At 53.2% G+C, this 25661-nt stretch carries 38 protein-coding genes; 28 read left to right on the forward strand and 10 right to left on the reverse strand.

The features are described 5' to 3' along the window. Positions 1-7: 7 nt before the first annotated feature. The 26 genes from rplB (at position 8) to EL199_RS04045 (ending at position 14426) form a co-directional block, all read left to right on the forward strand. A complete protein-coding gene (rplB, locus tag EL199_RS03920) occupies positions 8-841 on the forward strand; it encodes a 50S ribosomal protein L2 (RefSeq protein WP_004138933.1) in 834 nt (277 codons plus the stop codon). Between the two features lie 3 nt (positions 842-844). After that, on the forward strand, positions 845-1117 hold the full coding sequence (rpsS, locus tag EL199_RS03925) for a 30S ribosomal protein S19 (protein ID WP_004138935.1): 273 nt from the start codon (positions 845-847) through the stop codon (positions 1115-1117). A gap of 12 nt (positions 1118-1129) precedes the next feature. After that, complete coding sequence (gene rplV / locus EL199_RS03930) at positions 1130-1462, forward strand: 50S ribosomal protein L22 (protein WP_004138936.1); 333 nt, start codon at positions 1130-1132, stop codon at positions 1460-1462. Positions 1463-1477: 15 nt separating this feature from the next. Next, on the forward strand, positions 1478-2200 hold the full coding sequence (gene rpsC / locus EL199_RS03935; RefSeq protein ID WP_040354343.1) for a 30S ribosomal protein S3: 723 nt from the start codon (positions 1478-1480) through the stop codon (positions 2198-2200). A 12-nt stretch (positions 2201-2212) separates the two neighbouring features. Further along, entirely contained in the window at positions 2213-2626 is a 414-nt protein-coding gene (gene rplP, locus EL199_RS03940; protein WP_040354345.1) for a 50S ribosomal protein L16, read from the forward strand. Continuing rightward, entirely contained in the window at positions 2626-2820 is a 195-nt protein-coding gene (rpmC, locus tag EL199_RS03945) for a 50S ribosomal protein L29 (RefSeq protein ID WP_004138942.1), read from the forward strand. The genes rplP and rpmC overlap by 1 nt, the downstream gene beginning before the upstream one ends. 4 nt (positions 2821-2824) lie before the next feature. Continuing rightward, complete coding sequence (rpsQ, locus tag EL199_RS03950) at positions 2825-3088, forward strand: 30S ribosomal protein S17 (protein WP_004138944.1); 264 nt, start codon at positions 2825-2827, stop codon at positions 3086-3088. 11 nt (positions 3089-3099) lie between these two features. After that, a complete protein-coding gene (rplN, locus tag EL199_RS03955; RefSeq protein WP_004138946.1) occupies positions 3100-3468 on the forward strand; it encodes a 50S ribosomal protein L14 in 369 nt (122 codons plus the stop codon). Positions 3469-3480: 12 nt separating this feature from the next. Beyond that, on the forward strand, positions 3481-3795 hold the full coding sequence (gene rplX / locus EL199_RS03960) for a 50S ribosomal protein L24 (protein ID WP_004138948.1): 315 nt from the start codon (positions 3481-3483) through the stop codon (positions 3793-3795). A gap of 14 nt (positions 3796-3809) precedes the next feature. Beyond that, positions 3810-4349 (forward strand): 50S ribosomal protein L5, encoded by a 540-nt coding sequence (gene rplE / locus EL199_RS03965; RefSeq protein WP_004138949.1) that lies wholly within the window; start codon positions 3810-3812, stop codon positions 4347-4349. 4 nt (positions 4350-4353) lie between these two features. Continuing rightward, positions 4354-4662 (forward strand): 30S ribosomal protein S14, encoded by a 309-nt coding sequence (gene rpsN, locus EL199_RS03970; RefSeq protein ID WP_004138951.1) that lies wholly within the window; start codon positions 4354-4356, stop codon positions 4660-4662. Positions 4663-4729: 67 nt separating this feature from the next. Next, a complete protein-coding gene (gene rpsH / locus EL199_RS03975) occupies positions 4730-5119 on the forward strand; it encodes a 30S ribosomal protein S8 (RefSeq protein ID WP_040354350.1) in 390 nt (129 codons plus the stop codon). Positions 5120-5141: 22 nt separating this feature from the next. Beyond that, complete coding sequence (gene rplF, locus EL199_RS03980; protein ID WP_040354353.1) at positions 5142-5675, forward strand: 50S ribosomal protein L6; 534 nt, start codon at positions 5142-5144, stop codon at positions 5673-5675. A 9-nt stretch (positions 5676-5684) separates the two neighbouring features. Next, positions 5685-6044 (forward strand): 50S ribosomal protein L18, encoded by a 360-nt coding sequence (gene rplR / locus EL199_RS03985; RefSeq protein WP_079541729.1) that lies wholly within the window; start codon positions 5685-5687, stop codon positions 6042-6044. A gap of 9 nt (positions 6045-6053) precedes the next feature. Next, the gene (gene rpsE / locus EL199_RS03990) at positions 6054-6569 is read left to right on the forward strand and encodes a 30S ribosomal protein S5 (RefSeq protein ID WP_040354354.1); all 516 of its coding nucleotides are present in this window, start codon (positions 6054-6056) and stop codon (positions 6567-6569) included. Beyond that, the gene (rpmD, locus tag EL199_RS03995) at positions 6559-6747 is read left to right on the forward strand and encodes a 50S ribosomal protein L30 (RefSeq protein ID WP_079541731.1); all 189 of its coding nucleotides are present in this window, start codon (positions 6559-6561) and stop codon (positions 6745-6747) included. Before rpsE ends, rpmD begins: the two co-directional genes overlap by 11 nt. Next, complete coding sequence (rplO, locus tag EL199_RS04000; protein WP_040354357.1) at positions 6747-7187, forward strand: 50S ribosomal protein L15; 441 nt, start codon at positions 6747-6749, stop codon at positions 7185-7187. The genes rpmD and rplO overlap by 1 nt, the downstream gene beginning before the upstream one ends. Before the next feature lie 29 nt (positions 7188-7216). Further along, complete coding sequence (secY, locus tag EL199_RS04005) at positions 7217-8542, forward strand: preprotein translocase subunit SecY (RefSeq protein ID WP_040354358.1); 1326 nt, start codon at positions 7217-7219, stop codon at positions 8540-8542. Positions 8543-8566: 24 nt separating this feature from the next. Next, a complete protein-coding gene (gene rpmJ / locus EL199_RS04010; RefSeq protein ID WP_079541733.1) occupies positions 8567-8680 on the forward strand; it encodes a 50S ribosomal protein L36 in 114 nt (37 codons plus the stop codon). An 85-nt stretch (positions 8681-8765) separates the two neighbouring features. Further along, the gene (gene rpsM / locus EL199_RS04015) at positions 8766-9122 is read left to right on the forward strand and encodes a 30S ribosomal protein S13 (RefSeq protein WP_004138963.1); all 357 of its coding nucleotides are present in this window, start codon (positions 8766-8768) and stop codon (positions 9120-9122) included. Between the two features lie 15 nt (positions 9123-9137). Then, the gene (gene rpsK, locus EL199_RS04020; protein WP_004138965.1) at positions 9138-9536 is read left to right on the forward strand and encodes a 30S ribosomal protein S11; all 399 of its coding nucleotides are present in this window, start codon (positions 9138-9140) and stop codon (positions 9534-9536) included. An 18-nt stretch (positions 9537-9554) separates the two neighbouring features. Then, positions 9555-10175 carry a 30S ribosomal protein S4 gene (rpsD, locus tag EL199_RS04025; RefSeq protein WP_040354361.1) on the forward strand — a complete coding sequence of 207 codons (621 nt, stop codon included), beginning with the start codon at positions 9555-9557 and terminating at the stop codon, positions 10173-10175. Positions 10176-10224: 49 nt separating this feature from the next. Then, positions 10225-11193, forward strand: a complete 969-nt coding sequence (locus EL199_RS04030) for a DNA-directed RNA polymerase subunit alpha (RefSeq protein WP_004138975.1) — start codon at positions 10225-10227, stop codon at positions 11191-11193. A gap of 35 nt (positions 11194-11228) precedes the next feature. After that, entirely contained in the window at positions 11229-11606 is a 378-nt protein-coding gene (rplQ, locus tag EL199_RS04035; RefSeq protein WP_040354363.1) for a 50S ribosomal protein L17, read from the forward strand. A 524-nt stretch (positions 11607-12130) separates the two neighbouring features. Continuing rightward, a complete protein-coding gene (locus EL199_RS04040) occupies positions 12131-13393 on the forward strand; it encodes a suppressor of fused domain protein (protein WP_126316003.1) in 1263 nt (420 codons plus the stop codon). Between the two features lie 4 nt (positions 13394-13397). Continuing rightward, positions 13398-14426, forward strand: a complete 1029-nt coding sequence (locus EL199_RS04045; protein ID WP_126316004.1) for a metallophosphoesterase — start codon at positions 13398-13400, stop codon at positions 14424-14426. 255 nt (positions 14427-14681) lie between these two features. Here EL199_RS04045 and EL199_RS04050 read toward each other — a convergent pair whose 3' ends face one another. The 3 genes from EL199_RS04050 to EL199_RS04060 form a co-directional block, all read right to left on the reverse strand. Continuing rightward, positions 14682-15209: a factor H binding protein domain-containing protein gene (locus EL199_RS04050; RefSeq protein WP_197719343.1), complete on the reverse strand. Its 528-nt coding sequence runs from the start codon at positions 15207-15209 to the stop codon at positions 14682-14684. A 112-nt stretch (positions 15210-15321) separates the two neighbouring features. Then, a complete protein-coding gene (locus EL199_RS04055) occupies positions 15322-16824 on the reverse strand; it encodes a sensor histidine kinase (protein WP_004138987.1) in 1503 nt (500 codons plus the stop codon). Then, a complete protein-coding gene (locus EL199_RS04060) occupies positions 16802-17491 on the reverse strand; it encodes a response regulator transcription factor (RefSeq protein WP_004138989.1) in 690 nt (229 codons plus the stop codon). Before EL199_RS04060 ends, EL199_RS04055 begins: the two co-directional genes overlap by 23 nt. A gap of 97 nt (positions 17492-17588) precedes the next feature. On the opposite strand from EL199_RS04060, the gene EL199_RS04065 reads away from it, so the two are divergent. Beyond that, positions 17589-18953, forward strand: a complete 1365-nt coding sequence (locus EL199_RS04065; protein WP_232008339.1) for a DegQ family serine endoprotease — start codon at positions 17589-17591, stop codon at positions 18951-18953. A 104-nt stretch (positions 18954-19057) separates the two neighbouring features. Next, positions 19058-19639, forward strand: a complete 582-nt coding sequence (locus tag EL199_RS04070; RefSeq protein WP_004138994.1) for a hypothetical protein — start codon at positions 19058-19060, stop codon at positions 19637-19639. A gap of 26 nt (positions 19640-19665) precedes the next feature. Here EL199_RS04070 and EL199_RS04075 read toward each other — a convergent pair whose 3' ends face one another. The 7 genes from EL199_RS04075 to EL199_RS04105 form a co-directional block, all read right to left on the reverse strand. Next, positions 19666-20472, reverse strand: a complete 807-nt coding sequence (locus tag EL199_RS04075; RefSeq protein ID WP_004138996.1) for a phosphatase PAP2 family protein — start codon at positions 20470-20472, stop codon at positions 19666-19668. Continuing rightward, the gene (locus EL199_RS04080; protein ID WP_004138999.1) at positions 20469-21647 is read right to left on the reverse strand and encodes a lysophospholipid acyltransferase family protein; all 1179 of its coding nucleotides are present in this window, start codon (positions 21645-21647) and stop codon (positions 20469-20471) included. Before EL199_RS04080 ends, EL199_RS04075 begins: the two co-directional genes overlap by 4 nt. Next, on the reverse strand, positions 21644-22477 hold the full coding sequence (locus EL199_RS04085; protein WP_040354371.1) for a CPBP family intramembrane glutamic endopeptidase: 834 nt from the start codon (positions 22475-22477) through the stop codon (positions 21644-21646). Before EL199_RS04085 ends, EL199_RS04080 begins: the two co-directional genes overlap by 4 nt. Positions 22478-22585: 108 nt before the next feature. Further along, positions 22586-23359, reverse strand: coding sequence for a MipA/OmpV family protein (locus EL199_RS04090; RefSeq protein WP_169306913.1), 774 nt, complete (start codon positions 23357-23359; stop codon positions 22586-22588). A gap of 261 nt (positions 23360-23620) precedes the next feature. After that, positions 23621-24526, reverse strand: coding sequence for a tyrosine recombinase XerC (locus EL199_RS04095; RefSeq protein WP_004139005.1), 906 nt, complete (start codon positions 24524-24526; stop codon positions 23621-23623). Between the two features lie 20 nt (positions 24527-24546). After that, positions 24547-25389, reverse strand: a complete 843-nt coding sequence (gene dapF / locus EL199_RS04100; protein ID WP_004139007.1) for a diaminopimelate epimerase — start codon at positions 25387-25389, stop codon at positions 24547-24549. Continuing rightward, the gene (locus EL199_RS04105; protein WP_004139009.1) at positions 25386-25649 is read right to left on the reverse strand and encodes a GlsB/YeaQ/YmgE family stress response membrane protein; all 264 of its coding nucleotides are present in this window, start codon (positions 25647-25649) and stop codon (positions 25386-25388) included. The genes dapF and EL199_RS04105 overlap by 4 nt, the downstream gene beginning before the upstream one ends. Positions 25650-25661: the final 12 nt, after the last annotated feature.

Consider the following 25661-nt stretch of genomic DNA (forward strand, 5'->3'; position numbering starts at 1 on the left):
AAAAGATATGGCTATTATCAGAAAAAAACCTACATCTCCCGGACGTCGCTTTGTTGTAGATGTATCACGACCTGCCTTGCATAAGGGGCAGCCATTTGCTGCATTAGTTGAAAAAAAATCGAGTACTGGTGGGCGCAACAACGTTGGGCGAATTACTACGCGCCATCGTGGAGGTGGCCATGCGCAAAAGTATCGTATTATTGACTTTAAGCGTCAAAAAGATGGGATTGAAGCGGTTGTTGAGCGACTTGAGTACGATCCTAACCGCTCTGCCTATATTGCTTTAGTTTGTTATTCGGATGGTGAGCGCCGCTATATCATCGCTGCTCGCGGTATGAAAGCGGGTGACCTTATTAGAAATGGTGACGATGCTCCAATTAAAACAGGAAATTGTTTGCCCATCCGTAATATTCCTGTTGGTTCAACAGTATATTGTGTAGAGTTGAAGCCTGGGCGAGGTGCACAATTGGCTCGTAGTGCAGGCACATCTGTACAGATTGTTGCTCGAGATGGCAAATATGCGACCATTCGTTTGAAATCAGGTGAACGCCGTCGAGTTTTGAGCGATTGCCGAGCAGTTTTGGGTGAAGTAGGTAATCATGAACATAGTTTGCGCTCCTTGGGTAAAGCGGGGGCAAAGCGGTGGCGTGGTATTCGTCCTACTGTCCGTGGTGTTGTTATGAACCCAGTTGATCACCCTCATGGAGGTGGTGAAGGTCGTACTTCTGGAGGTCGTCACCCTGTTTCTCCTTGGGGGACACCTACTAAGGGTTATAAAACTCGTAAGAATAAGCGTACTGAAAAAATGATCGTTCAGCATCGCAATAATAAGAGAGGTTAAAATATGCCACGTTCTCTGAAAAAAGGCTTCTTTATTGATTTGCATCTGGTGAAAAAAATCGAGAATGCTGTAGAAACCAACAATAAAAAGCCAATCAAAACTTGGTCACGTCGTTCTATGATTATTCCGGAAATGATCGGACTAACAATTGCTATACATAATGGTAAACAGCATGTTCCCGTTTTAGTAAGTGAGGACATGATTGGGCATAAATTGGGTGAATTTGCACCTACTCGCAATTATCGCGGACATGCGGCGGATAAGAAAGGCAGATAAGGGGTAAAAGTAATGCAAGCTATTGCAAAATTACGAGCGGCTCGGATTTCTGCGCAAAAAGCTCGATTGGTTGCCGATCAGATTCGCGGTAAGCATGTGAATGAAGCAATCGAAATTCTAACGTTTAGCCAGAAAAAGGCATCTACTATTATTTTGAAACTGTTAAATTCCGCTATTGCTAATGCGGAGAATAATGAGGGTGCGGATATAGACGTTTTGCGTGTTGCTGAGATTCAGGTGGGCGAAGGGATGACTATGAAGCGCTTTGCTGCGCGAGCCAAAGGGCGCGGGAATCGCATTCTGAAGCGGACGAGCAATATCTTTATTCGCGTACAAGAAGTTTGATTGGAGATTGAATTTATGGGTCAGAAAGTACATCCTATCGGTTTTCGTTTAGGAGTATCCAAAGATTGGGTCTCTAAATGGTATGCGGAAGGCAAAGATTACGCTAATTTCTTAGAGAAAGATTTTGAAGTACGTGAGTTTATTCGCAAGAAATTAGCACACGCTTCAGTTAGTCAGATTCAAATTGAGCGACCACGAAACGGTGCGCAAATTACTATTTTTACCGCCCGCCCAGGAATTGTTATTGGGCGCAAGGGTGAAGATATTGAAGTTTTGAAGCAGGAAATAAGCTCTATTATGGGCGTTCCTACATCAGTCAACATAGAAGAAATCCGTCGTCCTGAGCTTGATGCTTATTTAGTTGCGGACGGTATAGCGAAACAGTTAGAGCGACGTGTTATGTTTCGCCGTGCAATGAAACGCTCGGTTGCATCTACTATGCGTTTAGGAGCTGCTGGAATAAAAGTAAGTATCGCGGGTCGCTTGAATGGTGCCGAAATCGCCAGGACAGAATGGTATCGCGAAGGCCGCGTTCCTTTGCACACGTTGCGCGCAGATATTGATTATGGCTTTGCAGAAGCGCATACCACCTATGGCGTTATTGGTGTTAAAGTATGGATCTTCAAAGGTGAGAATCTAGAGGGCCTCGATGCTAATGGCAATGTCGTTGGTGAGGTGCCAGAAGAAAAGCGCGCTAGACGCAACAATAAGCCTCGTACGTCGCGACGCAAAGATTAAAGGTGAAGTAAAATGTTACAACCTAAACGAACAAAATTTAGAAAACAACACAAGGGGCGTAATCGTGGCTTGGCTCAGTCAGGAAACGAAGTTAGCTTCGGTGAATACGGTTTAAAAGCTACAACGCGCGGCAGAATTACAGCTAGACAGATTGAAGCAGCGCGTCGTGCAATAAATCGCCATGTGAAGCGCGGCGGTAAAATGTGGATTCGTATTTTTCCTGATGTTCCAGTAACTAATAAACCTTTAGAAACACGCCAAGGTAAAGGTAAAGGTAATGTGGAATATTGGGTCGCTAAAGTCCAGCCCGGAACAGTAATGTATGAACTAGAAGGTGTGAGTGAAGAGCTGGCGCGGGAAGCATTCCGTTTGGCAGCAGCAAAGCTCCCTGTTCGTACCGTATTTGAAACGCGCAAGGTGATGTAATGTCTTTTAAAGAATTGCGAGAAAAAAGTATAGACGAGCTGCGTGAGGAGCTTTTATCCTTGCGTCAGACACAGCTGAAGCTAACTATGCAAAAAACTAGTGGGCAGTTGGAGCAGACGCATCAGATTCGTCAGGCTCGGCGTGATGTTGCTCGTATAAAAACCTTGTTGTCTCAACATAAGGTTAAGGTTTAATTTTATGACTGAAAAACAAAGCATTCAGCGGGTATTGCAAGGACAAGTCGTTAGTAATAAGGGCAATAAATCTATTACAGTGACAGTTGTCCGCTATGAACGCCACCCCGTATATGGTAAATATATTAAACGTACTCTGAAGTGTCACGCTCATGATGAAAATAATGAGTGTAATATTGGTGATACTGTACGTATTGCACAAAGTCGTCCGATTTCAAAGACCAAAACTTGGCGTTTAATTGAAATCGTTGAGCGAGCTAAGGGCTGAGGAGTGACATCATGATTCAAATGCAATCACGTTTAACTGTTGCGGATAATAGTGGCGCTCGAGAACTACAATGTATCAAAGTTCTTGGTGGATCTCATCGTAGATATGCAGGTATTGGCGATGTAATTAAGGTTTCTATAAAAGAGGCATTGCCTCGGGGGCGCGTCAAAAAAGGTGATGTATATAACGCCTTAATCGTTCGGACCAAAAAGGGTGTTAGGCGCAGAGATGGTTCTGTTTTGAGATTTGATAGCAATGCAGCCGTGCTGTTGAATAATAAATTGGAGCCTATTGGCACTCGTGTATTTGGACCTATAGCACGTGAGTTACGTAGTGAAAGATTTATGAAGATCATCTCACTTGCCCCTGAAGTGCTGTAAGAGAGGTAAAACATGAAACGTATTCGTAAGGGCGATGAGGTTATTGTCATCGCAGGCAAGGCGGAAAATAAAGGACAGCGCGGCACTGTTTTAAAGGTAGCCAATGATTATGTCGTTGTTGATGGTATTAATCATGTTTTTAAGCATGTTAAGCCAAATCGTCAAATGCAGACAGAAGGCTCAATCGTGAAAAAAGAAGCACCCATTCATATTTCCAATGTGATGTTATTTAACCCGAGTACCGGTAAGGGTGATCGAGTGGGCTTCAAGATAGAGTCAGGTAAAAAAGTTCGCGTCTATAAATCTACAGGCGCACAAGTAGATTGAGGATTTAAATATTTATGGCTAGATTACAAGAGCAATATCGCCAGGAATTTGCACCGGCGCTGCAGAAGCGACTTGGATTGGCTAATGTCATGGAAGTTCCTAAATTAATCAAAATTACGATTAATATGGGTGTAGGTGAAGCTGTTAATGACAAAAAACTAATGGACAATGCTGTCCGTGATTTGGCATTAATTGCAGGGCAAAAACCTTTAGTAACAAAATCTAAAAAATCAATTGCGGGTTTTAAAATTCGTGACGGATGGCCTATCGGGTGTAAAGTTACATTGCGCCGGGAGCAAATGTATGAATTTTTAGACCGTTTAATTAATATTTCTTTACCACGCACTCGAGACTTTCGTGGTTTAAGTTCAAAGTCATTTGATGGTAGAGGAAATTATAGTTTTGGTGTGCGAGAGCATATTATCTTCCCAGAGATTGATTTTGAGAAAACAGACGCGATGCGTGGTATGGACATTACTTTTACCACGAGTGCTAAAGACGATGCTGGCGCAAAAGCGCTCCTAGAATCGTTTGGTTTCCCCTTTAGGAGTTAAGATTATGGCTAAAAAAAGCATGGTAAACCGTGAGGCCAAACGCATTAAATTGGTGAAGAAGTTCGCTGCTAAACGATTTGAACTAAAAGAAATCATTCGTAAAGTAGAATTTTATTCGGAAGAAGAGCGTATGGCTGCGCAAGAAAAATTACAAAAGTTACCCAGGGATGCGTCGCCTGCGCGTATTCAGCGTCGTTGCCGCATTACTGGGAGGCCACATGCTGTTTACCGCAAGTTTGGTCTGTCGCGTAATAAGTTGCGTGAATTGGCCATGCGGGGAGAAGTCCCCGGTATCAAGAAGGCTAGCTGGTAATATTCGAGTTGGCTATTTAAGTTCCAGGCTCGTTATTTGAGCTGATACTGAATTATAAGAGGTAGTTATGTTAACTGATCCGGTCGCTGATATGCTGACTCGTATCCGTAACGCCCAACGTATAGGGCGTTCTTTAGTAGTAATGCCGGCATCAAAGCAAAAAGTTGCTATTGCTAGAGTGCTGCAAGATGAAGGCTATATTCACTCGTTTGAGGTCAAGGAAGACGTGAAAGCCGAACTCACCATAAACTTAAAATATTATCAGGGGAAACCCGTTATTGAATTGATTGCGCGTGCTAGCCGCCCAGGATTACGGCTTTTTAAAGGTAAGAATGCGTTGCCTCGGGTTCAAGGTGGGCTAGGTATTGCGATTATCTCAACTTCCCAAGGTGTCATGAGTGATCATATGGCACGTCAGAAAGGGATCGGCGGCGAAGTAATTTGTTACGTAGCTTAAACTATTGTAGGAGTGAATAATAATGTCACGTGTTGGTAAACAGCCGATTTCTATTCCTAAAGGTGTGGATATTACAATTGCGGGTAAGCAAGTTACGGTTAAGGGGAGTAAAGGCAGTCTGACGCTTAATCTTCATGCTTACATTAATGCTAGCCAAGAAGATAATGTCGTTTGTTTGATACCAGAGCAGCAAGATTCAGCACATTGGGCAATGTGTGGGACTATGCGTGCTTTGTTGAATAATATAGTTATTGGTGTCAGTCAAGGATTTGAAAAAAAATTACAGCTGATTGGCGTTGGTTATCGCGCTCAGGCTCAAGGGCAAAAACTCAATCTTTCCTTGGGGTTTTCGCACCCAATAGAATTTAATGTTCCGGCAGGAATTGTTGTGGAAACGCCCAGTCAGACAGAGATTCTTGTTAAAGGGAGTGATAAGCAGCAGGTTGGAGAAGTTGCAGCAAAAATAAGAGCTTATCGCCCCCCAGAGCCTTACAAAGGCAAGGGCGTGCGCTACGTAGATGAGCATGTTGTTATGAAAGAAGCCAAAAAGAAATAACAAGGTGAGATGATGAATCAGAAAAAAATTAATCGTATTCGCCGTGGAAAGCGTATTCGTTTGAATATTCGTGAAGCTGGAAAAGTTAGCTTAATCGTAAATAAGACTTCGCAACATACTTACGCGCAAATCATTAGTGCAGATGGTTGCAGTGTATTGGCGAGTGCATCTACCTTGCAGGCTGAAGTGCGCGAAGGATTGAAGCATGCTGCCAATATTGAGGCAGCGGCAAAGGTTGGTAAAATTATTGCTGAAAAAGCGAAACAGTTAGGGCTGAATAGCATCGCTTTTGATCGTAGCGGTTTTCGCTATCATGGTCGGGTTAAGGCATTGGCTGATGCTGCTCGCGAAGCAGGTTTGGAATTTTAAGAGGTACTTATGGCGCAACAAAAAGAACGCCCTCAAGATAGTGAGTTCTTGGAAAAATTGGTTGCAGTAAATCGTGTAACTAAAGTCGTAAAAGGTGGCCGTCAATTTGCTTTTACAGCGTTAACTGTTGTTGGTGATGGCAATGGCCGTGTAGGTTATGGTTATGGTAAGGCTAAAGAAGTCCCCGTTGCTATTCAAAAAGCTATGGATCAAGCCAAGAAAAGCCTAGTAAAAGTCAGCTTGAATAACGAAACATTGCAGCACCCCGTGGTGGGCACTCATGGCGCGGCAAAAATTTATATGCAACCTGCTTCTGCAGGTACGGGGATTATTGCGGGAGGTGCCATGCGTGCGGTTTTTGAGGTTTTGGGCGTCAAAGATGTGTTGGCAAAATGCATGGGAACTCGCAATCCAGGTAATGTTGTTCGTGCGACTATAGCTGGATTACAAAAAATGACCACAGCATACGAAGTCGCTGCGAAACGCGGAAAACCAATTGAAGAGGTATTGGCAAATGTCGAATAAAAAAATTAGTGTTACGCTTATAAAAAGCAAGTATGGACGTTTGGAAAATCATCAAAAATGCCTTGTTGGTCTGGGCTTACGTAAGATGCATCAAACCCGCGTTATTAGTGATACGCCTGAAAATCGTGGGATGATTAATAAAATCTCTTATCTCCTTAAAGTGGAAGAGGTGCGTTAATGTTATTAAATGATTTAAGTCCAGCTCTTGGATCTCGTAAAGAACGTAAACGCCTTGGTCGCGGCATCGGTTCTGGATTGGGTAAAACCAGTGGTAAAGGGCATAAAGGGCAGAAAGCCCGTGCAGGAGGCTACCATAAAGTTGGCTTTGAAGGTGGTCAAATGCCATTGCAACGTCGTTTGCCAAAGCGTGGCTTCCGTAGTCGCGGCAAAGGGGCAATTGCTCAACTTCGTACCTCTGAACTGAATCTGCTCGCGTCTGTTTCTGCCACAATAGATCTCGCGGTTCTTAAAGAGCATAATTTGGTTCCTGTGAGTGCCTCATCTGCTAAAGTATTTTTAAGTGGTGATGTTACAGCGGCCTTTGCGCTCAAGGGTATTGGCGTTACAGCAGGTGCTAAAGCGGCTATAGAAGCGGCCGGTGGCTCAATATCTGAGTAACCCATATTTTTTAACGAAAAGGTGTATTCATGGCAAAACCCGCCAGCAATTCACATAAAGAGTTGATTTCGCGGTTGTGGTACTTGGTTTTTGCACTAATTATTTATCGTATTGGTGTTCATATTCCTGTCCCAGGTGTAGATCATGAAAAGGTTCGTCAGTTGTTTGACAGTGGTGACGGATCTATTTTCCAACTTTTTAATATGTTCTCAGGGGGGGCATTGAGTAATGCCTCTCTACTCGCCTTAGGTGTAGCGCCATATATTTCAGCATCTATCGTGTTGCAACTTTTTACGCATATGTATCCGCCTCTGAAAGAATTGCGGCAGCAGGGTAGTAGTGGGCAGAAAAAGATTAGTCAATATACCCGTTATCTTGCGCTAGTTTTTGCGCTAGTTCAAGGATTTGCTATTTCGCGTATGGTTATAGCTCAGGGGTTGACGCTTTTTTCAGGCCAGGCGTTTCTGATTACGGGGACGATTTGTTTGGCTACGGGTGCGCTATTCATGATGTGGCTAGGTGAACAAATTACCGAACGTGGCATAGGTAATGGTGTATCTATGTTGATTTTTGCAGGTATTGCAGTTCATATTCCCGCAGGCATTGCTAATTTGGTATCGCAGACGAAAGATGGTAATATCAGCTTCTTGGGCTTTTTCTTGATGTTGTTTATAATAGTCGCCTTGTTTGGCCTGATCGTTTTCGTAGAGCGGGCACAGCGGCAAATTGCCATACATTATGCCAAGCGCCAAGGCATGGGAATGCAGACTATGGGACAACGCTCACACCTGCCGTTGAAAATTAATATGGCAGGGGTTATCCCTGCAATTTTTGCGTCTGCCATTATCACGCTATTGGTGTCACTGTTTGCACTGTTGGGCAATATTTCGGGCGCAGTTGGACGTTATTTTGCAGATTTGGCTCACGGGTTTTCTCAAGGTAACTGGTTATATATAGCAACATTTTCGTTACTTATCATCTTGTTTTCGTTTTTCTACACTGCAATGATGTTTGAAAACAGAGAGCTTGCCGATAATCTGAAAAAATCTAACGCTTTTATTCAAGGTTTCCGTCCAGGTAGGCAGACTGCAGAATATCTGGATATGGTGCAAGAGCGTTTGACGCTGGTTGGCGCTATCTATGTTGCATTTGTATGTATTATGCCAACATTGATGAATTTGGGCTCTGCTTCAGGGCAGGCATTGTTTCTTTTTGGTGGAACTTCATTATTGATCGCTGTTGTTGTTGCGATGGATTTTGTGTCACAGGTTCAGTCTCATATAATGTCCAAACAGTATGAGTCTTTAATGAAGAAAGCGAATTTGTCCGGCTTGGGCGGGCAGAGTCTTCGCTGAATCAAGTATTTTAGGGAGTTTTATATGAAAGTTAGTGCATCTGTCAAAGTTATGTGCCGTAACTGTCGTGTTATCCGTCGCCACGGTAGTGTGCGTATCATTTGTTCGGATAAACGTCATAAACAGCGCCAAGGTTAATTTTTTGCGGCAGAAACATAACTACTACTCGGTAGTAATTGAATGTCTGATTTTATGATTTTATAGTTTTTAGGAGTTGAGAAGAATGGCTCGTATTGCCGGAATCAATGTACCAACGCAAAAACATACTGTTATTGCGTTAACTTCAATTTATGGTATTGGGCCTACTCGGGCACGTGATATTTGCGTCGCAGCTAAAGTAGAGCCAAGTAAAAAAATTCGCGATTTGTCTGATGCGGAAGTTGATGCTTTGCGTGCGGCGGTTGCTGAATATCAGGTGGAAGGCGATTTACGTCGTCAGGTTTCCATGAATATTAAACGTTTAATGGATTTGGGCTGTTATCGTGGGCTACGCCATCGTCGTAGTTTGCCTGTACGTGGTCAACGCACCAAGACTAATGCGCGCACGCGTAAAGGTCCCCGTCGTCCTATTAAACGTTAATTTAGAGAGAATGTTATGGCTAAGGCTGCTAGTAAACAAAAAAATGTAAGAAAAAAAGCAAAGCGTGTTGTGGTGGATGCTGTTGCGCACGTCCACGCTTCTTTTAATAACACGATCGTGACCATTACTGATGGTCAAGGTAACACGCTTTCTTGGGCAACTGCTGGTGGTTCTGGTTTTCGCGGTTCAAGAAAAAGCACTCCGTTTGCGGCCCAGGTTGCAGCAGAGCGTGCGGGGAATGCAGCCAAAGAATTTGGTGTGCAAAATCTTGATGTGAATATCAAAGGACCCGGCCCTGGACGTGAATCAGCAGTACGTGCATTGAATGCTGTAGGTTTTAATATCCACAGCATTACCGATGTGACTCCGATTCCGCATAATGGTTGCCGTCCTCCCAAAAAGCGTCGCGTTTGAATTTATACGGAGTAATTAATGGCTAGATATATTGGACCCAAGTGCCGTTTGGCGCGCCGTGAGGGTGTCGATCTTGAACTGAAATCTGGTATTCGTCCTACCGAATCTAAGTGCAACATGAATTCTGCTCCTGGGCAGCATGGTGCGCGTCGTGGACGTTTGTCTGACTATGGTAACCAGTTGCGCGAGAAACAAAAGTTGAAGCGTATCTATGGTGTATTGGAGCGTCAGTTCCGCAACTATTATAAGAAGGCCTCTCAAAAGAAGGGCTCTACGGGTGAAAACTTGTTGCAGTTTTTGGAACAACGCCTTGATAACGTTGTCTATCGTATGGGTTATGGTGCTACGCGTGCGGAAGCGCGTCAACTTGTATCGCATGGCGCGATTGAGGTAAACGGTAAACGCGTTACGATAGCTTCTTACCAGGTGAGAGCAGAAGATGTGGTTGCCGTGCGCGAGAAGAGTCGCAAGCAAGTTCGCATTCAGAGCTCATTGGAAGTCGCTGCGCAACGAGGCTTTGTAGATTGGGTTGAAGTTGATACGGCAAAAATGTCTGGATTGTTCAAACGTGTACCAGAGCGTATTGATTTGTCCGCAGATATCAACGAATCACTGGTAGTAGAGCTATATTCGAAGTAATTTTTGCGATTTCTTGCTTTTTGTGGTTTTTATTTTATAGGCGTTTGATATGGCTTTATCAGAATTATTAACTCCGCGCATTGTCAAAATCCAGGAAATGGGTTTGAATACGTCGCGGGTGACGCTGGAGCCGCTGGAGCGCGGTTTTGGTTATACTTTGGGTACAGCTTTGCGTCGCGTTCTGCTTTCGTCCATTGAAGGCGCTGCTGTTACCGAATGTGAAATCGATGGGGTTTTGCACGAGTATTCCGGTATTGAAGGGGTGAGTGAGGATGTCATAGATGTTCTTCTCAACCTTAAAGGTTTGGCTTTAATTCTGCACGAGGGCGAACGCGCCGAGATGCGTTTGTCCGTTAACAAGGCGGGAGAAGTCAAAGCCAGTGATTTTAGTGCGCCTTCTAATGTTGAAATTTGTAATCCTGATCATGTCATTGCACATCTGACCCAAGATGTTTCTTTCAGTATGACCGTAGTGGTCGAGAAGGGGCGCGGGTATCGCGTGGCAACGCAGGAAATTGATACGGCTACTCATGCTCCGAATGTATTGCGCGTAGATGCGTCTTTTAGTCCCATCAAACGTATTGCATATCGTGTTGAGGCTGCACGGGTCGAGCAACATACTGATTTGGATAAATTGGTTATCGATATTGAATCCAATGGTACGATCGATCCGGAGCAAGCTATTCGCGAGGCGGCGACTATTCTGCATAAGCAAATCGCGGTTTTCGTTAATCTGGAATCTACCGAAGTTGAAGCCGAATATGAGGAAGAGGTACAGGTTGATCCGGTACTGTTGCGCCCGGTTGATGATCTGGAATTGACCGTACGCAGTGCCAACTGTCTCAAGGCGGAAAACATTAATAATATTGGTGATCTGGTACGCCGCACAGAAGTTGAGCTCTTGAAGACCCCGAATTTGGGCAAGAAATCACTGAACGAGATTAAAGAGGTTCTGGCCGCGCATGGCTTGGAACTGGGTATGGATCTGGAGAACTGGTCCGGTAGGGACAGTCACTGAGTCGTGATCCATCGAGATAATTAGGAGTTTTATTTATGAGACATAAATTAGCGGGACGTAAATTTAACCGCACCAGCGCGCATCGCAAGGCGATGTTCAAGAATATGTCAGTTTCGTTGATTGAACATGAGCTGATTAAAACCACGTTGCCAAAAGCCAAGGATTTGCGCGGTATTATTGAGCCGATGATTACTCATGCAAAAAATCATGACGACGTAGCGGGACGCCGTTTGGCCTTCTCTCGTTTGCGTGATCGCAAAGCGGTGCAGAAGTTGTTTGCCGAGTTGGCTCCGCGCTATAAGGAGCGTCCGGGTGGTTATGTTCGCATTTTGAAGTGCGGTTATCGCCCTGGCGATCAGGCTCCCATGGCTTATGTTGAGCTGGTGGATCGTCCTGTTGCTGATGCAGAGTAATGATTTCCGGCACTTTGTTTGCAAACCGGCTTTTTGAGCCGGTTTTTTATTTGCTGAGGCTTGTATGACCATCTTCCTAAAGCCTCATACTGTGTTGCGCCGCCTCGCGGTAGATGCTTACGGGGATTGCTAGACAAGCGCGACTGAAGTCGTACGTTTTTAGAGCGATACACCGAAAGCCTCCGATAAGGCGCATCGCTGAAGACAGTACGCGGTTGTACGGCGCGGGTTTCCCATAAAAATAGCTTCACCATTTTTATGGGTGTCCGTTCAGACGGCGCAACACGGTATGAGGCTTTCGGGGGATGGCTATAGATGATGGATGATGAAGGTTTCCTTTCTCCTCTTGGAGGATAAGAGTAGCTTTGTCATTCCTGTAAGGAAGCCCGGTCGGATGCTGCAATGCCGTTCAGGGATTTGTGTGGATTGGTATAATGCCAGAACGCTTGATAATGGTATCCGCTACTATAGAGTTAGCGGTCATGGTAGTGTATTGATAATGGAAGTTTTGGTAGGAATTGAATTTGGCAGAAATTGAAATGGTAGGAGGAATAATGAATTTGGTGACGCGTTATTTGCAATGGCTCAAGGAGCATGGGTTGGATACTTATGCTTATCCGCCATTAAGTGATGATGAAATTACTGCTTTTGAAACGGCGCAAGGTATAGCTTTGCCCGCTGCGCTGCGTGAACTGTATTTGCATCTGGGCGGTCAGGAGAGCGAAATTTTGAATCAGATCCCCTATCGTTTGATTCCACTGGCTGAAATGGTTACGGTACAGGCGCATTTGCTGGCACAGGTGCAGCAGGCATTTGGCGAAAACTGGGCAGATTTTCGTTTGGATGGTTTTGAAGATGGCGATATGGTGCGAAATCTGCTTTTTCATGATAAGCGCTTGCCGATTTTCCAGAACGACAACGACGATTATTATTGTCTGGATTTTGCACCGGCGGAAGCGGGCAGGGCAGGGCAGGTAATCGCCGTGCGTGGCGAGCCGGATGGTGAGAGCACGGATTTGCTCTTGATGTTTGATACTTTTGACGCCTGTCTGGAAGATATTATTGAGGATTTGGATAATGAAGCGATGCAGGATATGGAATCTTTTTTCGCGCATACTGGCGAAACTTTGCAGGCACTGGGCGAACATTTGGATGAATTGGATACAGCCGACTTCTATGATGCGGAAATCGGGGCGCATATTGAGAGGACTTTGGGTGCGATAGACGGGGTCTTGCATGATATGACGCCAGGGGCACTGCGGGTGCATGTCTATCATGTCGCGGCCGATGCGGGGCGTCCGTTTCAATTGTTAATTACCAGCGGCATGAGCAGTCTGCCGATGGCGTTTCCAGATGATGGATATGAAGCGCTGCGTCGTGCGGAATTGCTCGTGATGTTGCCACCGGACTGGAATGTGCGGGCACAGGAAGACGTTAGCACTTGGCCGATGCAATGGCTGAAGATTCTGGCGCGGTTACCGCACGAGCAGCACACTTGGCTCGGTTACGGGCATACGATTACTTTTAGCGAGGACGCAACAGCGACGCTGCTGGGTACGCCGTTTAACAGCCTGCTGGTATTGCCGCCGCGCACATTGCCGGAAGACTTTGTGCGCCTGCAAACGGCAGATGGCGAGGTTATCAACTTTTATGCGCTGGTACCGCTTTATCCAGCGGAATTTGCACTCAAGGAACGTGATGGGCTGGAGGCGTTGCTGACGCGCTTCAATGCGAGCCATATCACGGAATGCGTGGATCTTTCACGTGTGGATTGCGCGGCATCGTAGCATTATGCCCTGCATCCAAACCCTGCCTGAAGGCTGTCTTGACATCATCGGCGACATTCACGGTCAGTATGCGGCGCTGCAAGCCCTGCTACGTCACCTCGGCTACGACGAGGACGGCACGCACCCGCAGGGGCGGCATCTCATCCTCCTCGGCGACCTGGTGGATCGCGGCGCGGATGTCCCCGCCGTGCTGGATTGGTACCAGCGCCTGCACGCGCGGGGCAGGGTGCAGACCGTACTCGGCAACCACGAAATTAACCTGCTGCTTAACGACGCCAAAGACGGCAGCGGCTGGTTTTTTGACCGTCGCGCCGCGCGCGATGCCCGCATCTATGCGCCGTGGCAGCGCTATCCCGCCGCACGGAAAGCCGCGCTTGTCGCCTTCCTCAACACACAGCCGCTGGTATTGCAGCGCGCCGACCTGCGCATCGTGCATGCGGCCTGGGATGCCGACGCTGTCGCCCATCTGCAAACGGCAGCGGCGGATGACATCATTAGCCTGCATTGCCATTGGGAGACGGCGCTGGATGATGGCGCGCCCGCGCAACCGTGGTATCAGGACTGGCGCGCGGAAGAAGGCTTGGCGGGAGATTTGGGCGACCCGCAGCAGGCGCCCGCCTTCCGCCCCGCCACTGCCGCGCGCGACGTTTATTACAGCCGTGGCAATCCGGTGCGTGTTCTGACCTGCGGTGTGGAGGCTCCTTCCGCCGTGCCGTTCTATGCGGGCGGTCGCTGGCGTTTCGTCGAGCGCCAGGCGTGGTGGGATGACTATCGTGATGACACCGCCGTCGTCATCGGCCACTACTGGCGGCGTTGGCGCGGCGACACGAACCCGCTCTTTCCCTTCCCGCCCCATCACTGGCACGGCGCGCGTCGCAACGTCTTCTGCTGCGACTTCGCCGTCGGCGCACGCTGGCGCGACCGCGCCACAGGCACCGCGCCGGAGCAGTCGCCGTACCGCCTCGCCGCCCTGCGCTGGCCGGAGCGGACGCTGTTGTTTGACAACGGCGAAGCGGTAGCGACGGTGGCGTAATGGGTCATTCGCGCAAGATTTTGCGCGGTGTCCCGCGGATTTCCGGACTGTGTGGTTCTTTGTCAGGAACTATGCGGGTAATTGCTGTAGCGGGCTTATAGCGATCCTCCAAAAATCTCATACGGCGTTTCATTGCTGGGGGATGTAGGGGACGCCTTGTCTGAAATTTTATGTCGATGGCTATAGGCTCGGGTAATTAAACTAAAACCCCGTCAGCGCTACGCTAACGGAGTTTTATTGCAAGAAATTTGTATGTTATTCGCTAATCGCGCCGCGGCTTCCTTGGAATACGGCCAAGCCCTCGCTATTGGGGTATTTTACTTTTCCAGATATTTCTGCTGCACTGGGTCCCCATAAACGTGCGTCATATTGTGCTGTGCCAAATTTTCCGTTGGCAATGCCGTTAACTTCTGCAAAGACATAATCAGCTTCATTATATTGGTCAAATTTTGCGGGCTGCAATGTAATCGTACCATATTGGCTTAATCCTTCTATTTTGCCCTGACCTTCTTTTTTACCGAAATCTACATCGTAAGCCAGTGTCCCTTTCTCTTCATTATTAAATGCAACACCGGTATAAGTAGCTTTTCCGCGAGTAGGCATATTATCTGCAGTTAGTGGTTCTACGCCATAAGCCATATTCAGGGAAACGCCTTTGGTGGTTTTTTGGATATAAGCACCGCTATAGAATCCGTTATAGCTGCGAATTTTTACAGTATCGCGCATATTGGAGCCATCTGTGAATACGCTTTGACCCGTTGCATCGTACCAGCCTTGCGGCAAACTACGAAAATCTGTCCTGAGTTCCTGGTTAGATAGTGAAAGAAGTTTGTGTCCATTCGCTATGGTATCCACGGACAAGGAAAAACCCGCATTGCTGCGGGTTTTCTTTTTTTCAGAACTCGCTTTCGTTCTGCCGCCGCAGGTAGGCGGTTTCGCTCGGCAGGGTGATTTCGATGCGCAGCCCGGGCTTGTTGTCGTGCAGTTGCAGGCTGCCGTTGTGCAGGGCGACGATGGCGCTCACCAGCGACAGTCCCAGGCCGTTGCCGGGGGTGCTGCGCGCGCTGTCCAGGCGGACGAAGCGTTTTAGGACGTCGTCGCGTTTGTCTGGCGGGATGCCGTGGCCGTTGTCGCCGACGCTGACGTGGATGTTTTCGCCGCGCTGTTCGGCGGTGAGGGTGATGTGGCCGCCGCTGGGGGTGTATTTGACGGCGTTGTCCAGCAGATTGGTGATGGCCTGGGCGATAAGTTGGCGGTTGCCCATGATGTCCAGCCCGCGTTCGATGTGCGCTTCAAAGCTGTGTTCGCCTTCTTCGGTCATGACGTCGTAGAGTTCGGCGAGATCGTCGCAGATGGCGCTCAGGCTTTCGTGTTTGAAGTCGTCTTTGGCGCGGCTTTCGACTTGCGCGATGTTTAGCAGGGCGTTGAAGGTTTTCAGCAGGTTTTCGGCGTCTTCGACGGAGTCGGCGATGACTTCGCGCAGGGCGGCCGCTTCGCTGTTGCGGTCGAGCAGTGCGACTTCCATGCGGTTGCGCATGCGGTTGAGCGGGCTGCGCAGGTCGTGCGCTATGTTGTTGGTGACTTGCCGCTGGCTGGTGATGAGCGCTTCGATGCGATCGAGCATGTGGTTCAGGTCGTCGGCGAGCTGGCTCATTTCGTCGGCGTCATTGGCGTGGGTGGGGACGCGCTCGGAGAAGTCGCCATCCACGATGCGCCGCGCGGTACGGCTGATGCGCGAGATGCTGTGGATGATGGTGTAGCCGATGAGAAAGCTGCCGATGAAGGAGGCGATGAGGAGCAGGCCGGTGACGTAGATGCTGTTGTCGAGCATCCGCTTGAGCATTTTGCGCTCATTGGTGGTGTCGTAGGCGGTGATGAGGGTGTAGCGGTTGTCGGCGGTATTGACGATGACGACGCGCATGACGAGGTTGATGCGCATGTCGCTGCCGGGGTCGGTCGCGGGGTTGATGCGGCAGAGGTCGGCGACGCTGCTGTCCAGGATGATGAGGTCGGCGGCGCTGGTGTCGATGGTTGCGGGTGCGTTGTTGTTGCGATTGGTAAAGGGCAGGCCGTTGCTGCCGCTGGGCGGGCTTTTGGCGGTGACGCAGAAGGTGATGTTCGGGTCGCCGGGAACGCGCTCGATGATGCCAAGTACCGGGGTGTAAAGGCCGATGCTGGTGCGCTCTTCAAAGCGGCGACGCAGGCTGGTGGTTTCGGCAAGCAGGCGCGAGTCGATTTGTTCGCGGATTTCTTTTTCGGCGCTGCGGTAGAGGGTGTACATCGAGATGCCGGTGACGAAGCTCGATGCTAGGGTAAAGAGCAGGGAAAATTTGAAGGCGGTAGTTCTTACCGCCTTCCCCCAGTCGCGCAGCCGCTTAGTTATAGCCGTTTGGGTCATAGAGGCTGTATCCTGCGCCGCGTTCGGTATGAATCAGGGGTGGGTCGAAGTCTTTGTCGATTTTGCTGCGCAGGCGCGAGATGTGGACGTCAATGACGTTGGTCTGCGGGTCAAAGTGGTATTCCCACACTTTTTCGAGGAGCATGGTGCGGGTGACGACTTGGCCGGCGTTGCTCATCAGGTATTCGAGCAGGCGGAATTCGCGCGGTTGCAGGTTGATTTTGCGGCCGCTGCGCGTGACTTTGCGCTTGAGGCGATCGAGTTGCAGGTCGGCGACTTCCAGCATCATTTGATCCTGGATTTCGCCGCCGCGACGCCGGGTCAGCGCCTGCACGCGGGCGAGCAGTTCGGAGAAGGCGTAGGGTTTGACGAGGTAGTCGTCGCCGCCGGCGGCGAGGCCTTCGACGCGGTCATCCACTTCGCCGAGGGCAGAGAGGATGAGGACGGGCGTGCTCATGCCGTCCTTGCGCAGTTTTTCGATGACGGAGAGGCCGTCCAGTTCGGGTAACATGCGGTCAACGATGAGGATGTCGTACTGGCCGCTTTGTGCCATGGACAGTCCCTCGGTGCCGGTGTGCGCGGCATCGACGACATAGCCGCTTTCGCTCAGACCTTTGGTGATATAGGCTGCGACGTCTTTGTCGTCTTCGATGATCAGAACGTGCATGAAGTTCTCCTAAGTTTTCTTTAATCGACCGGTTCTGGCGCGTTAAGGTTGCATTCGCCAGAATATGCGCCCTATCTTAAAGCAATCAGAGGTGTTCATGAATAAAACATTGGTTATCTTAGCTTTGGCACTTGCTGCCCCGATGAGCTTCGCTGACCCCGCGCCGGACTTCACCGCGCTCGTCGCCAAAACCAAAGACGCGGTGGTGAGCATCGAAGTGGAAAGCCGCGTCAGCGCGCCATCCACCATCAACGGCTTCCCGCCGGAAATCTTTGAAGACTTCTTCGGCTTCCCCGAACCCTTCGGCCAACAATTCGAAGCGCCGCGCGAACAGCGCATCCTGCAAGGCCAGGGCTCCGGCTTTATCATCGACAGCGACGGCTACATTCTCACCAACGCGCACGTCGTGGAAGGCGCGGAAAAAGTGCGCGTCCAGCTCAACAACAACAAAGAATACAACGCCGACGTCATCGGCCTCGACAAACGCACCGACGTCGCGCTCGTCAAAATCCAGGGCGACCACCTGCCCGTCGCCAAAATCGGCGACTCCGACCAGGTCCAGGTAGGCGACTGGGTACTGGCCATCGGCTCACCCTTCGGCTTTAGCCACACCGCGACCCAGGGCATCGTCAGCGCCGTCGCGCGCAACCTGCCGAGCGGCGACTACGTCCCCTTCATCCAGACCGACGCCGCCATCAACCCCGGCAACTCCGGCGGCCCGCTCTTTAACAGCAAAGGCGAAGTCATCGCCATCAACTCGCAAATTTACAGCCGCAGCGGCGCCTTTAACGGCCTCGCCTTCTCCATCCCGATCAACATGGCGAAAAACATCGCCGACCAACTGAAAGACAAAGGCGAAGTCGTGCGCGGCTGGCTCGGCGTGCGCATCCAGGGACTCGACCAAACGCTCGCCGAATCCTTCGGCATGGAAAAACCGCAAGGCGCGCTCGTCGCCTCCGTCGAAGAAAACTCGCCCGCCGCCAAAGCCGGCATCGAAAACGGCGACGTCATCCTCCAGTATAACGGCAAAGCGGTGAGCAAATCTGCCGACCTGCCCGCCTACGTCGCCTCCACCCCGATAGGCGAAAAAGTCGAAATCAAACTGCTGCGCGACGGCAAAGAAGAAACCGTCAAAGCCGAAATCGGCAACCTCAACGACGTCAGTGGCGACGGCAAAGCCAGCGCGAGCATCCGCGGCCTCAGCCTGGGCACCCTCGAAAACGAAGACCGTGAAGCGCTCGATTACCGTGGCAAAGGCGTGCGCATCAGCGGCGTCAAACCTGGCTCTGCGGCAGAAAAATCCGGACTGCGTGCGGGCGACATCATCATCGCCGTCGGCGGCAAGCGCGTCGAAGACCCCAAAACCGCGCAGCGCCTGCTGGAAAAAGCCAACAGCAAACGCCCGGTACCGCTGCTCATCTACCGCAACGGGCAGAACCTCTACCTCGCGTTACAGCCGTAAAACCCGCGTCATTATCGCAAGTTGCGTTAGCGCGAAGCGCGTAACCCAAACCAACCAAAACAGGGAGCCTCGGCTCCCTTTCTCACATCCAGACCGTCCCAACCATGCACATCGAAACCCACCCCTTCCCGCCGGTACTGCCGGAACACGCCACCGTGATGATGAGCGGCAGCTTCCCACCCACCGCCGACAAGCGCAGCATGGCATTCCACTACCCCAACTACCAGAACGACATGTGGCGCGTTTACGGCGCCATCTTCTACGATGACCCCAAGCACTTTGAAGTCGCGGGCGAAAAACGCTTCGACGCCGCACGCATCCGCGCCTTCCTTGTCGCACGCGGCATCGCCATCTGCCCCAGCGTGCGCCGCGCCATCCGCGAAAAAGGCAACGCCGCCGACGCGCACCTGCGCATCATCGAAACCCTCGACCTGCCCGCCGTAGTGCGGCAAATGCCGCAACTGCGCCACATCATCACCACCGGCGGCAAAGCGACCGACGTCCTGCTTGGCTTCACCGGCGATGCCAAAGCCTCACTAAAAACTGGCGAAAACCTCACCTTCCGCCTCGACGACCGCGAACTCAGCCTTACCCGCCTGCCTTCCACCTCGCGCGCCTACCCGCTCAAACTCGCACAAAAAATCGCCGCCTACCGCGCCTTCTTCCAGCGCTGCGGGCTGGTCTGAAAACCACGACAACGGATACGGCGGTTTCAGCCAGTTTTCTCGCGGCTGCCATACAGCGCGGCCAGCGCGAGGGCGAGTCCGGCGAGGTCGTCCACGCCGTAGTGGTAGCGCAGCCAGATGGTGGCGGCAATCGTCCCCGCGGTGACGGGCGCGAGGAGCAGTGCGGTTTTACGCTTGCCGTCGCGCCAGAGGAAGGCGGTGATGTAGAGGGTGAGCGCGGTGTGCAGGCTGGGGAAGACGTCCATGCCGGTGACGCCGTCCTTGACGATGGCGATGACCGCCGGTGCGAGGATGCCGCCCGCGCCTTGGTCGGGCAGGGTGGTGAAGGCAGGGCCGGCGGCGGGCAGGAGCAGGTAGCCTGCAAGCCCCGCGAGATAGATGCCGATGAGGCCGTTGTAGAAACGGGCGGCAGACGGTTCGCGGCGCCGCCAGGCGTAGTAAGCGACGCCGCCGAGGACGATGGGGAAGAAGGCGAAGTAGCAGGCGGCAAGCAGGTCGGTGAGTGCAGGGTGCGCTTCGTAATGAAACCAGGCGGGCAGCGGTTTTCCGCCCCAGAGGCGGCTGTCGGCGGTGGCAAGGAGGGCGTCGGCATGGGAGTGCAGCCAGTGCTGGTTGAGGGGTTTGAGCAGCGGGAAGGCGAGCCAGATGAGGGCGAAAAGCAGCGCGCCGTTCCAGGCGCTGGCGCGCAGGCGGTAGACCACGCCCCAGAGGATGAGGCAGGCGGCAAGCAGCGCGAGGCTTTGTGGCTGCGGCGCGGCGATGAGGGCGAGCGCGGCAAGGGCAAGAATGAGCGCAAGCAGGGCGAGGGTGGTGTGGACGAGGGTGCGGTTCATGGGGTTTCCGGCAAGGGCAGGGGAGCGGGTTCGGGGTAGGCGCGCCAGGTGAGGACGGCGGCGGCGAGCCACAGGCCGCCCGCGAGTGGTGCGAGGTATAGGGCAGCGAGCCAGAGCGGGATTTGCAGCAGCGCGCCGGCCATGCCGCCGAGGATGCGGAAGAAACTGGTGTTGTTGCGGCCATCGGCGGCACGCGCGGCGAGGCAGGCGCCGGCGACGATGAGCGGGCAGGTGAGGCACAGGGCGAGGGTGGCAAAGCGGTTTACATACACTTGAGCGCTCATGGTGTATGTAAATGTAGCGGTTTGAGGCGTCGCTGGCGCGGGTGGTTTGCTGCCCCCACCCTGACCCTCCCCCACGGGGGGAGGGGATAGATCGGCGGGAGGCTTGGCAATGGTGGGCGATTCGGCAACTGGTGCGCTCCTTCCCTCTACGGGGCAGGGCAGGGTGCGGCACCCTATGTTTGCGGGGTGGTTTGCGCGCTGCGCCCGCAGAAACGCCACGCCGTAATCTTCGCCTTGTTGTGCCGCCTGCCATGCCGCGTGCTGGACTTGATTGAAATGCGCAGCGTCGGCGCAGTTCACGGAGACGGCATCCAGCGCGGCGGCGAGTTCGTCTTGCAGTTCGGCGACGCTTTCGCCCTGCGGGGTGAACGGCGCGCCCATGTTGAGGCTGACGCGGCTGCGGAAGCCGTCCGGTTTGCTGTAATAGGCGGCGGCGGGCTGGACGACGAAATCAGCGCCCGCCGCTAGCAGTTTGGCGACGATGACCGCCATGCCGCTGTGGTACGGTAGCGGGCGGTATCCCCAGTCGCTGGTGCCTTCGGGGTAGAGGGCGAGGCTGCCACCGGCGCGCAGTTGGGCGATGGCAGCGGCGACGGGCGCGGCGACGGCGTCTGCCGGGATACCGTAGCGCGCGCGGTCTTTGCCGCGCACGACCGGGATGCCGTCAAACAGCAGGCGCAGCGGCCCGCGCAGCAGTTGCACGGAGATGAGCGAGGGGGTATCGCCGAGGGCTTTTTGGTACACGAAGCCGTCGATGGCGCCGTTGCGGTGGCTGAGTAGGTAGAGCGTCGGGCGGTCGCGGCAGGGCGTGCCGAGGATGTCCACGCGGCGGTAGTAGAGGGTGCGCAGCAGGCCGCCGAGCAGGCAGATGCGGCGCGGTAGTCGCTTCATGCGATGCTGCCGCGCTGGAAGAACAGTTTGCGATCGCGCGTGAGGAGGTACGCCGCCAGTATGAGAAATAGGCCGCTCTGGATGATTTTGCTGGCCGGGTGCGCGGCGAAGATTTCGTTGGAGATGTTGGCGACGGCGTGGAAGAGTACGGCAATCCACACGTTGCGCCCGGCTTTCGCGTAAACCCAGTTCATGATGAAGACGAACATGAAGACGCTGACGAGGAAGTTCACGCCGTACTGCCAGCCTTCGGCGACGAGGTTCGCCTGGTAGTAGCCCTTGATGGTGGCGAGTGGCAGATGCCACGCGCCCCAGAACAGCGCAAAGATGATGGAGGTGGTAAAGAGGTTGAAGCGGCGCAGCAGGGTGTCGGTGCCGTAGGTGTGCCAGGCGAGTTCTTCGACCAGCGCGGCAAAGAGGAGGATGAACCACGGCGAAAACAGCGCGCTGCTGAAGCTGGGCGAGCCGCTAATCACGAACTGGTCGGCGCTGTAGCCGAAGGCGAGCGAGATGGCCATCGCCACGATGATGGAAAGCGGCGGGAAGATGAGGGTGAAGGCGACAATGGGCGCGTTGAGCCCGCGCCGGGTGAAAAGCCGCGCTTTCAGGTCGGCGAGCAGCAGCGAGTCGGCGGCGAATAGCCAGGCGGCGACGGCAATCGGCGCCAGCAGGCCGGCCATGCCGAGTGTGCCTTGCAGCCAGGCGTAGTCGGCAGCCTGCGGCAGTTGGCTGAGGTAGCCAGCGAGAAACCAGCAAAACCACGGGATGGTGATTGACCAAAAGTAGAAGAAGACGGGGCGGTTGTAGCGGGCGAGGATGGACGGGTTCATCAGGATCTCCATATGTGAAAACGGCGGCATGTTAGCGCCGCCACAGGCAGGGCGCAAAAGAAAAACCGCCGCAGGCGGGGTGTATGCAGCGGTTTTATGGGGTGGCTATCAGAAGTTGTAGCGCACGGTCGCCATACCGGTGGCGGCGGTTTTTTTCTTGACGATCGGGCTGTCGCCTGCCTTGCCGGTGAGGCGGGTCACGCCGACGCTGGCGCCGGTCGTCCAGTTTTCATCGAGCTGGTGCTCCCAGCCTGCGCCCGCCGAGTAGCCGTAAATGCCCGCCTTGGCTTTGTGTTCGCGGTAGCCGCTGCGTGCGGATTGTTCGGGCGAGACGCCGAAGTAGGTGCGGTTGTAATTGCCGCTGCCGCCAAGCGCGTTGGCATTGAGCATGAGCTGGTCGCTGTCGCCCATCGGCAGGGTTGAGCTGACGCCGAGGCTGTAATCCACGCCGCGGTGTTTTTGTCCGGCCAAGGGGACGTTCACGTCGCCGCCGACCGCCAGCCACGGGGTGATTTCCTGGCTGACGCTGACGTTGGCGAGCGCGCTGCCTTTAACTCTGCCCATGCCTTTGAGTTCTTTCGAGCCGGGGCGGTAAATGCTGTTTTTTTCGGTGCGGCCGGGGTCGTAATTGAGGGAGCCCGATGCGGCAAATCCGGCGTCGTTCTGGTATTGCGCGCCCAGTCCGCGCGCGGAATCGGCGAAGAAAGTGCCGTCGGTGAAGCTAAATTCCGGGCTGATGGTGGCGTGGTAGTCGTCCGAGCCGAGGTAACGCGGTGCGAGGCCAGCCGACATGCCGACCGAGCTGTGCCATCCTGTATCGCTGTCGTCTTGTGCCTGTGCGCCGACTGCCAGTGCGAGGAGCAGCAGCGGGAGTGTTTTCATGGGTTTCATATCGTTCTTCCTTTTGAAATGACGGCGGTGCCGCCCGTTGCAACCGGATGCGGGAGATACCGCGGATCGCCCCGTAGGTGAAGTGGTTGTTTTGCAACAAATCCGCTTTCATCCTGTCGTATCAGAAGCCAAATGTCTTTATGAACAAGGGAATTTTGACTACGCGGCGATTATAAATCATCTGTAAGGAAGTTGTATTAAAACTACACGCCGTGTTTCATGTATGCGACAAAAAAGCGACGTGCCGCCGCTTCAGCTTGTTTCGCCGTCGCGTTTTTTTTTCGCGCGCGGGTGTTTTTCGTCGTAGGTGCGGGCGAGGTGCTGGTAGTCGAGGTGGGTGTAGATTTGGGTGGTGGCGAGGTTTTTGTGGCCGAGCAGTTCTTGCACGCTGCGCAGGTCGCCGGAGGATTGCAGGATGTGGCTGGCGAAGGTGTGGCGCAGCATGTGCGGGTGCACGTTCACCCCCGGCAGGCGCTCGGCGGCGTAGGCTTTGAGGCGCAGGGCGATGCCGCGCTCGGTCAGGCGGCCGCCGTTTTTGTTGAGGAATAGCGCCGGTTCGTCGGCTTTTTTGAGGAGCTGGCCGCGCACCGTCTGCCAGCGGGCGAGGGCTTCGCGCGCTTTGCTGCCGATGAAGATGAGGCGTTCAACGCCGCCTTTGCCGCGGATGATGTGGTGTTCGCTGTCGGGGCCGAGGTCGCGGTTGTCGAGCGACGCGAGTTCGGCGAGGCGCAGGCCGGCGGAGTAGAAAAGTTCGAGGATGGTGTGGTCGCGGATGAGGTTGGGGTTGTCGGTCGCGGGCGCTTCCAGCAGGGTGGTGATTTGTTCGGGGGTGAGGGCGTCGGGTAGCGGCTGGCGCGCTTGGCGCGGCAGTTTGAGCGCGGCGGCAGGGTCGGTCGGCAGGCCGCGCAGGCGGTGCAGCCAGCGGTAGTAGCTGCGCAGGGCGGCGCGGTGCTGGTTGAGGGTGGCGGGGCTGTATTTGCCGCCGCCGAGGGTTTTGGTCAGGTAGTTTTGCAGGTCGCGCGGCTCCAGCGCGTGCAGGTCGCGGTCGCGGTGGGCTTCGGCGAACTGGTAGAGCAGGCGGCGGTAGGTGGCAAGGGTTTGCGCCGCTTTGCCGCGTTCGTAGCGCAGGTAGGCGAGGTGGTCGTCGATGTCGTTCATGGTCGGGGGCGGGCGGCTGTTTATCCCGCCAGTTCGCCGTGATAGACGGTCGCGGCAGGGCCGGTCATGTAGAGGGGCTGTCCCGTGCCTTGCCACTGGATGGTGAGGTTGCCGCGCGGCAGTTCGACTTGTACTTCGCGATCGAGCAGGCCGCGCATGATGCCGACGGCAACTGCCGCGCAGGCGCCGGTGCCGCAGGCCTGGGTTTCGCCCGCGCCGCGTTCGTAGACGCGCAGGCGGATGTGGCGGCGGTCGCGGATTTGCATGAATCCGGCATTGACGGCGGCGGGAAAGAGCGGGTGTTGTTGCAGCGCGGCGCCGACTGCCGCGACGGGAGCGGTCGCTACGTCGTCCACGACGCAGACAGCGTGCGGGTTGCCCATGCTGACAATGCCCATTTCCAGCGTCTCGCCCGCGGCGCTGACCGGCTGGTAGAGGCGCTCGGTTTGGGCGGGGGTGAAGGGGGTGAAGTCCGGCTCGCCCATATCGACGCGGTATTGTTCGCTGCCGTCGCTGTCCGTGCCGACGTAGGCGATGGTGATGCTGCCGCGTTTGATGGCGACGCGCAGCGGGCGGTCGAGCGGGTGCAGGCTGTGGTCGCGCAGATATTTACCGAAGCAGCGCGCGCCGTTGCCGCAGTGTTCGACTTCGCTGCCGTCGGCGTTGTAGATGCGGTAGGCGTAATCGTGCGCGGCATCCGGCGCGGGTTCGATGATGAGCAGTTGGTCAAAGCCGATGCCGCTGTGGCGGTCGGCCAGCGCGCAGATGCGCGCGCGCGGCCAGTCGAAGGGTTGTTGCAGGGCGTTCAGCACGATGAAATCGTTGCCGAGGCCGTGCATTTTGCTGAAACTGCGGATGCTCATCGGCGCGCAACCGCGTTTACCAGCAGCAAGATGAGGATGGCGCCGAGTACCGAGCCGATAAACCCGGCGGGTTGGCCGATGCGATACCAATGCAGCGCCTGGCCGATATAGCCCGCAACCACTGCACCGCCAATGCCAAGCAGGGTGGTGAAGATGAAGCCCATCGGATCGCGCCCCGGATAGAAAAAGCGGGCGACAAGGCCAACAAGGAAACCAATAACGATGGTGTAGATAAGACCTGAACCAATGTGGATAGTCATAAAGCGCTCCTG

The sequence above is a fragment of the Cardiobacterium hominis genome, from assembly GCF_900637305.1.
In the GTDB taxonomy this organism is placed as follows: Bacteria; Pseudomonadota; Gammaproteobacteria; order Cardiobacteriales; family Cardiobacteriaceae; genus Cardiobacterium; species Cardiobacterium hominis.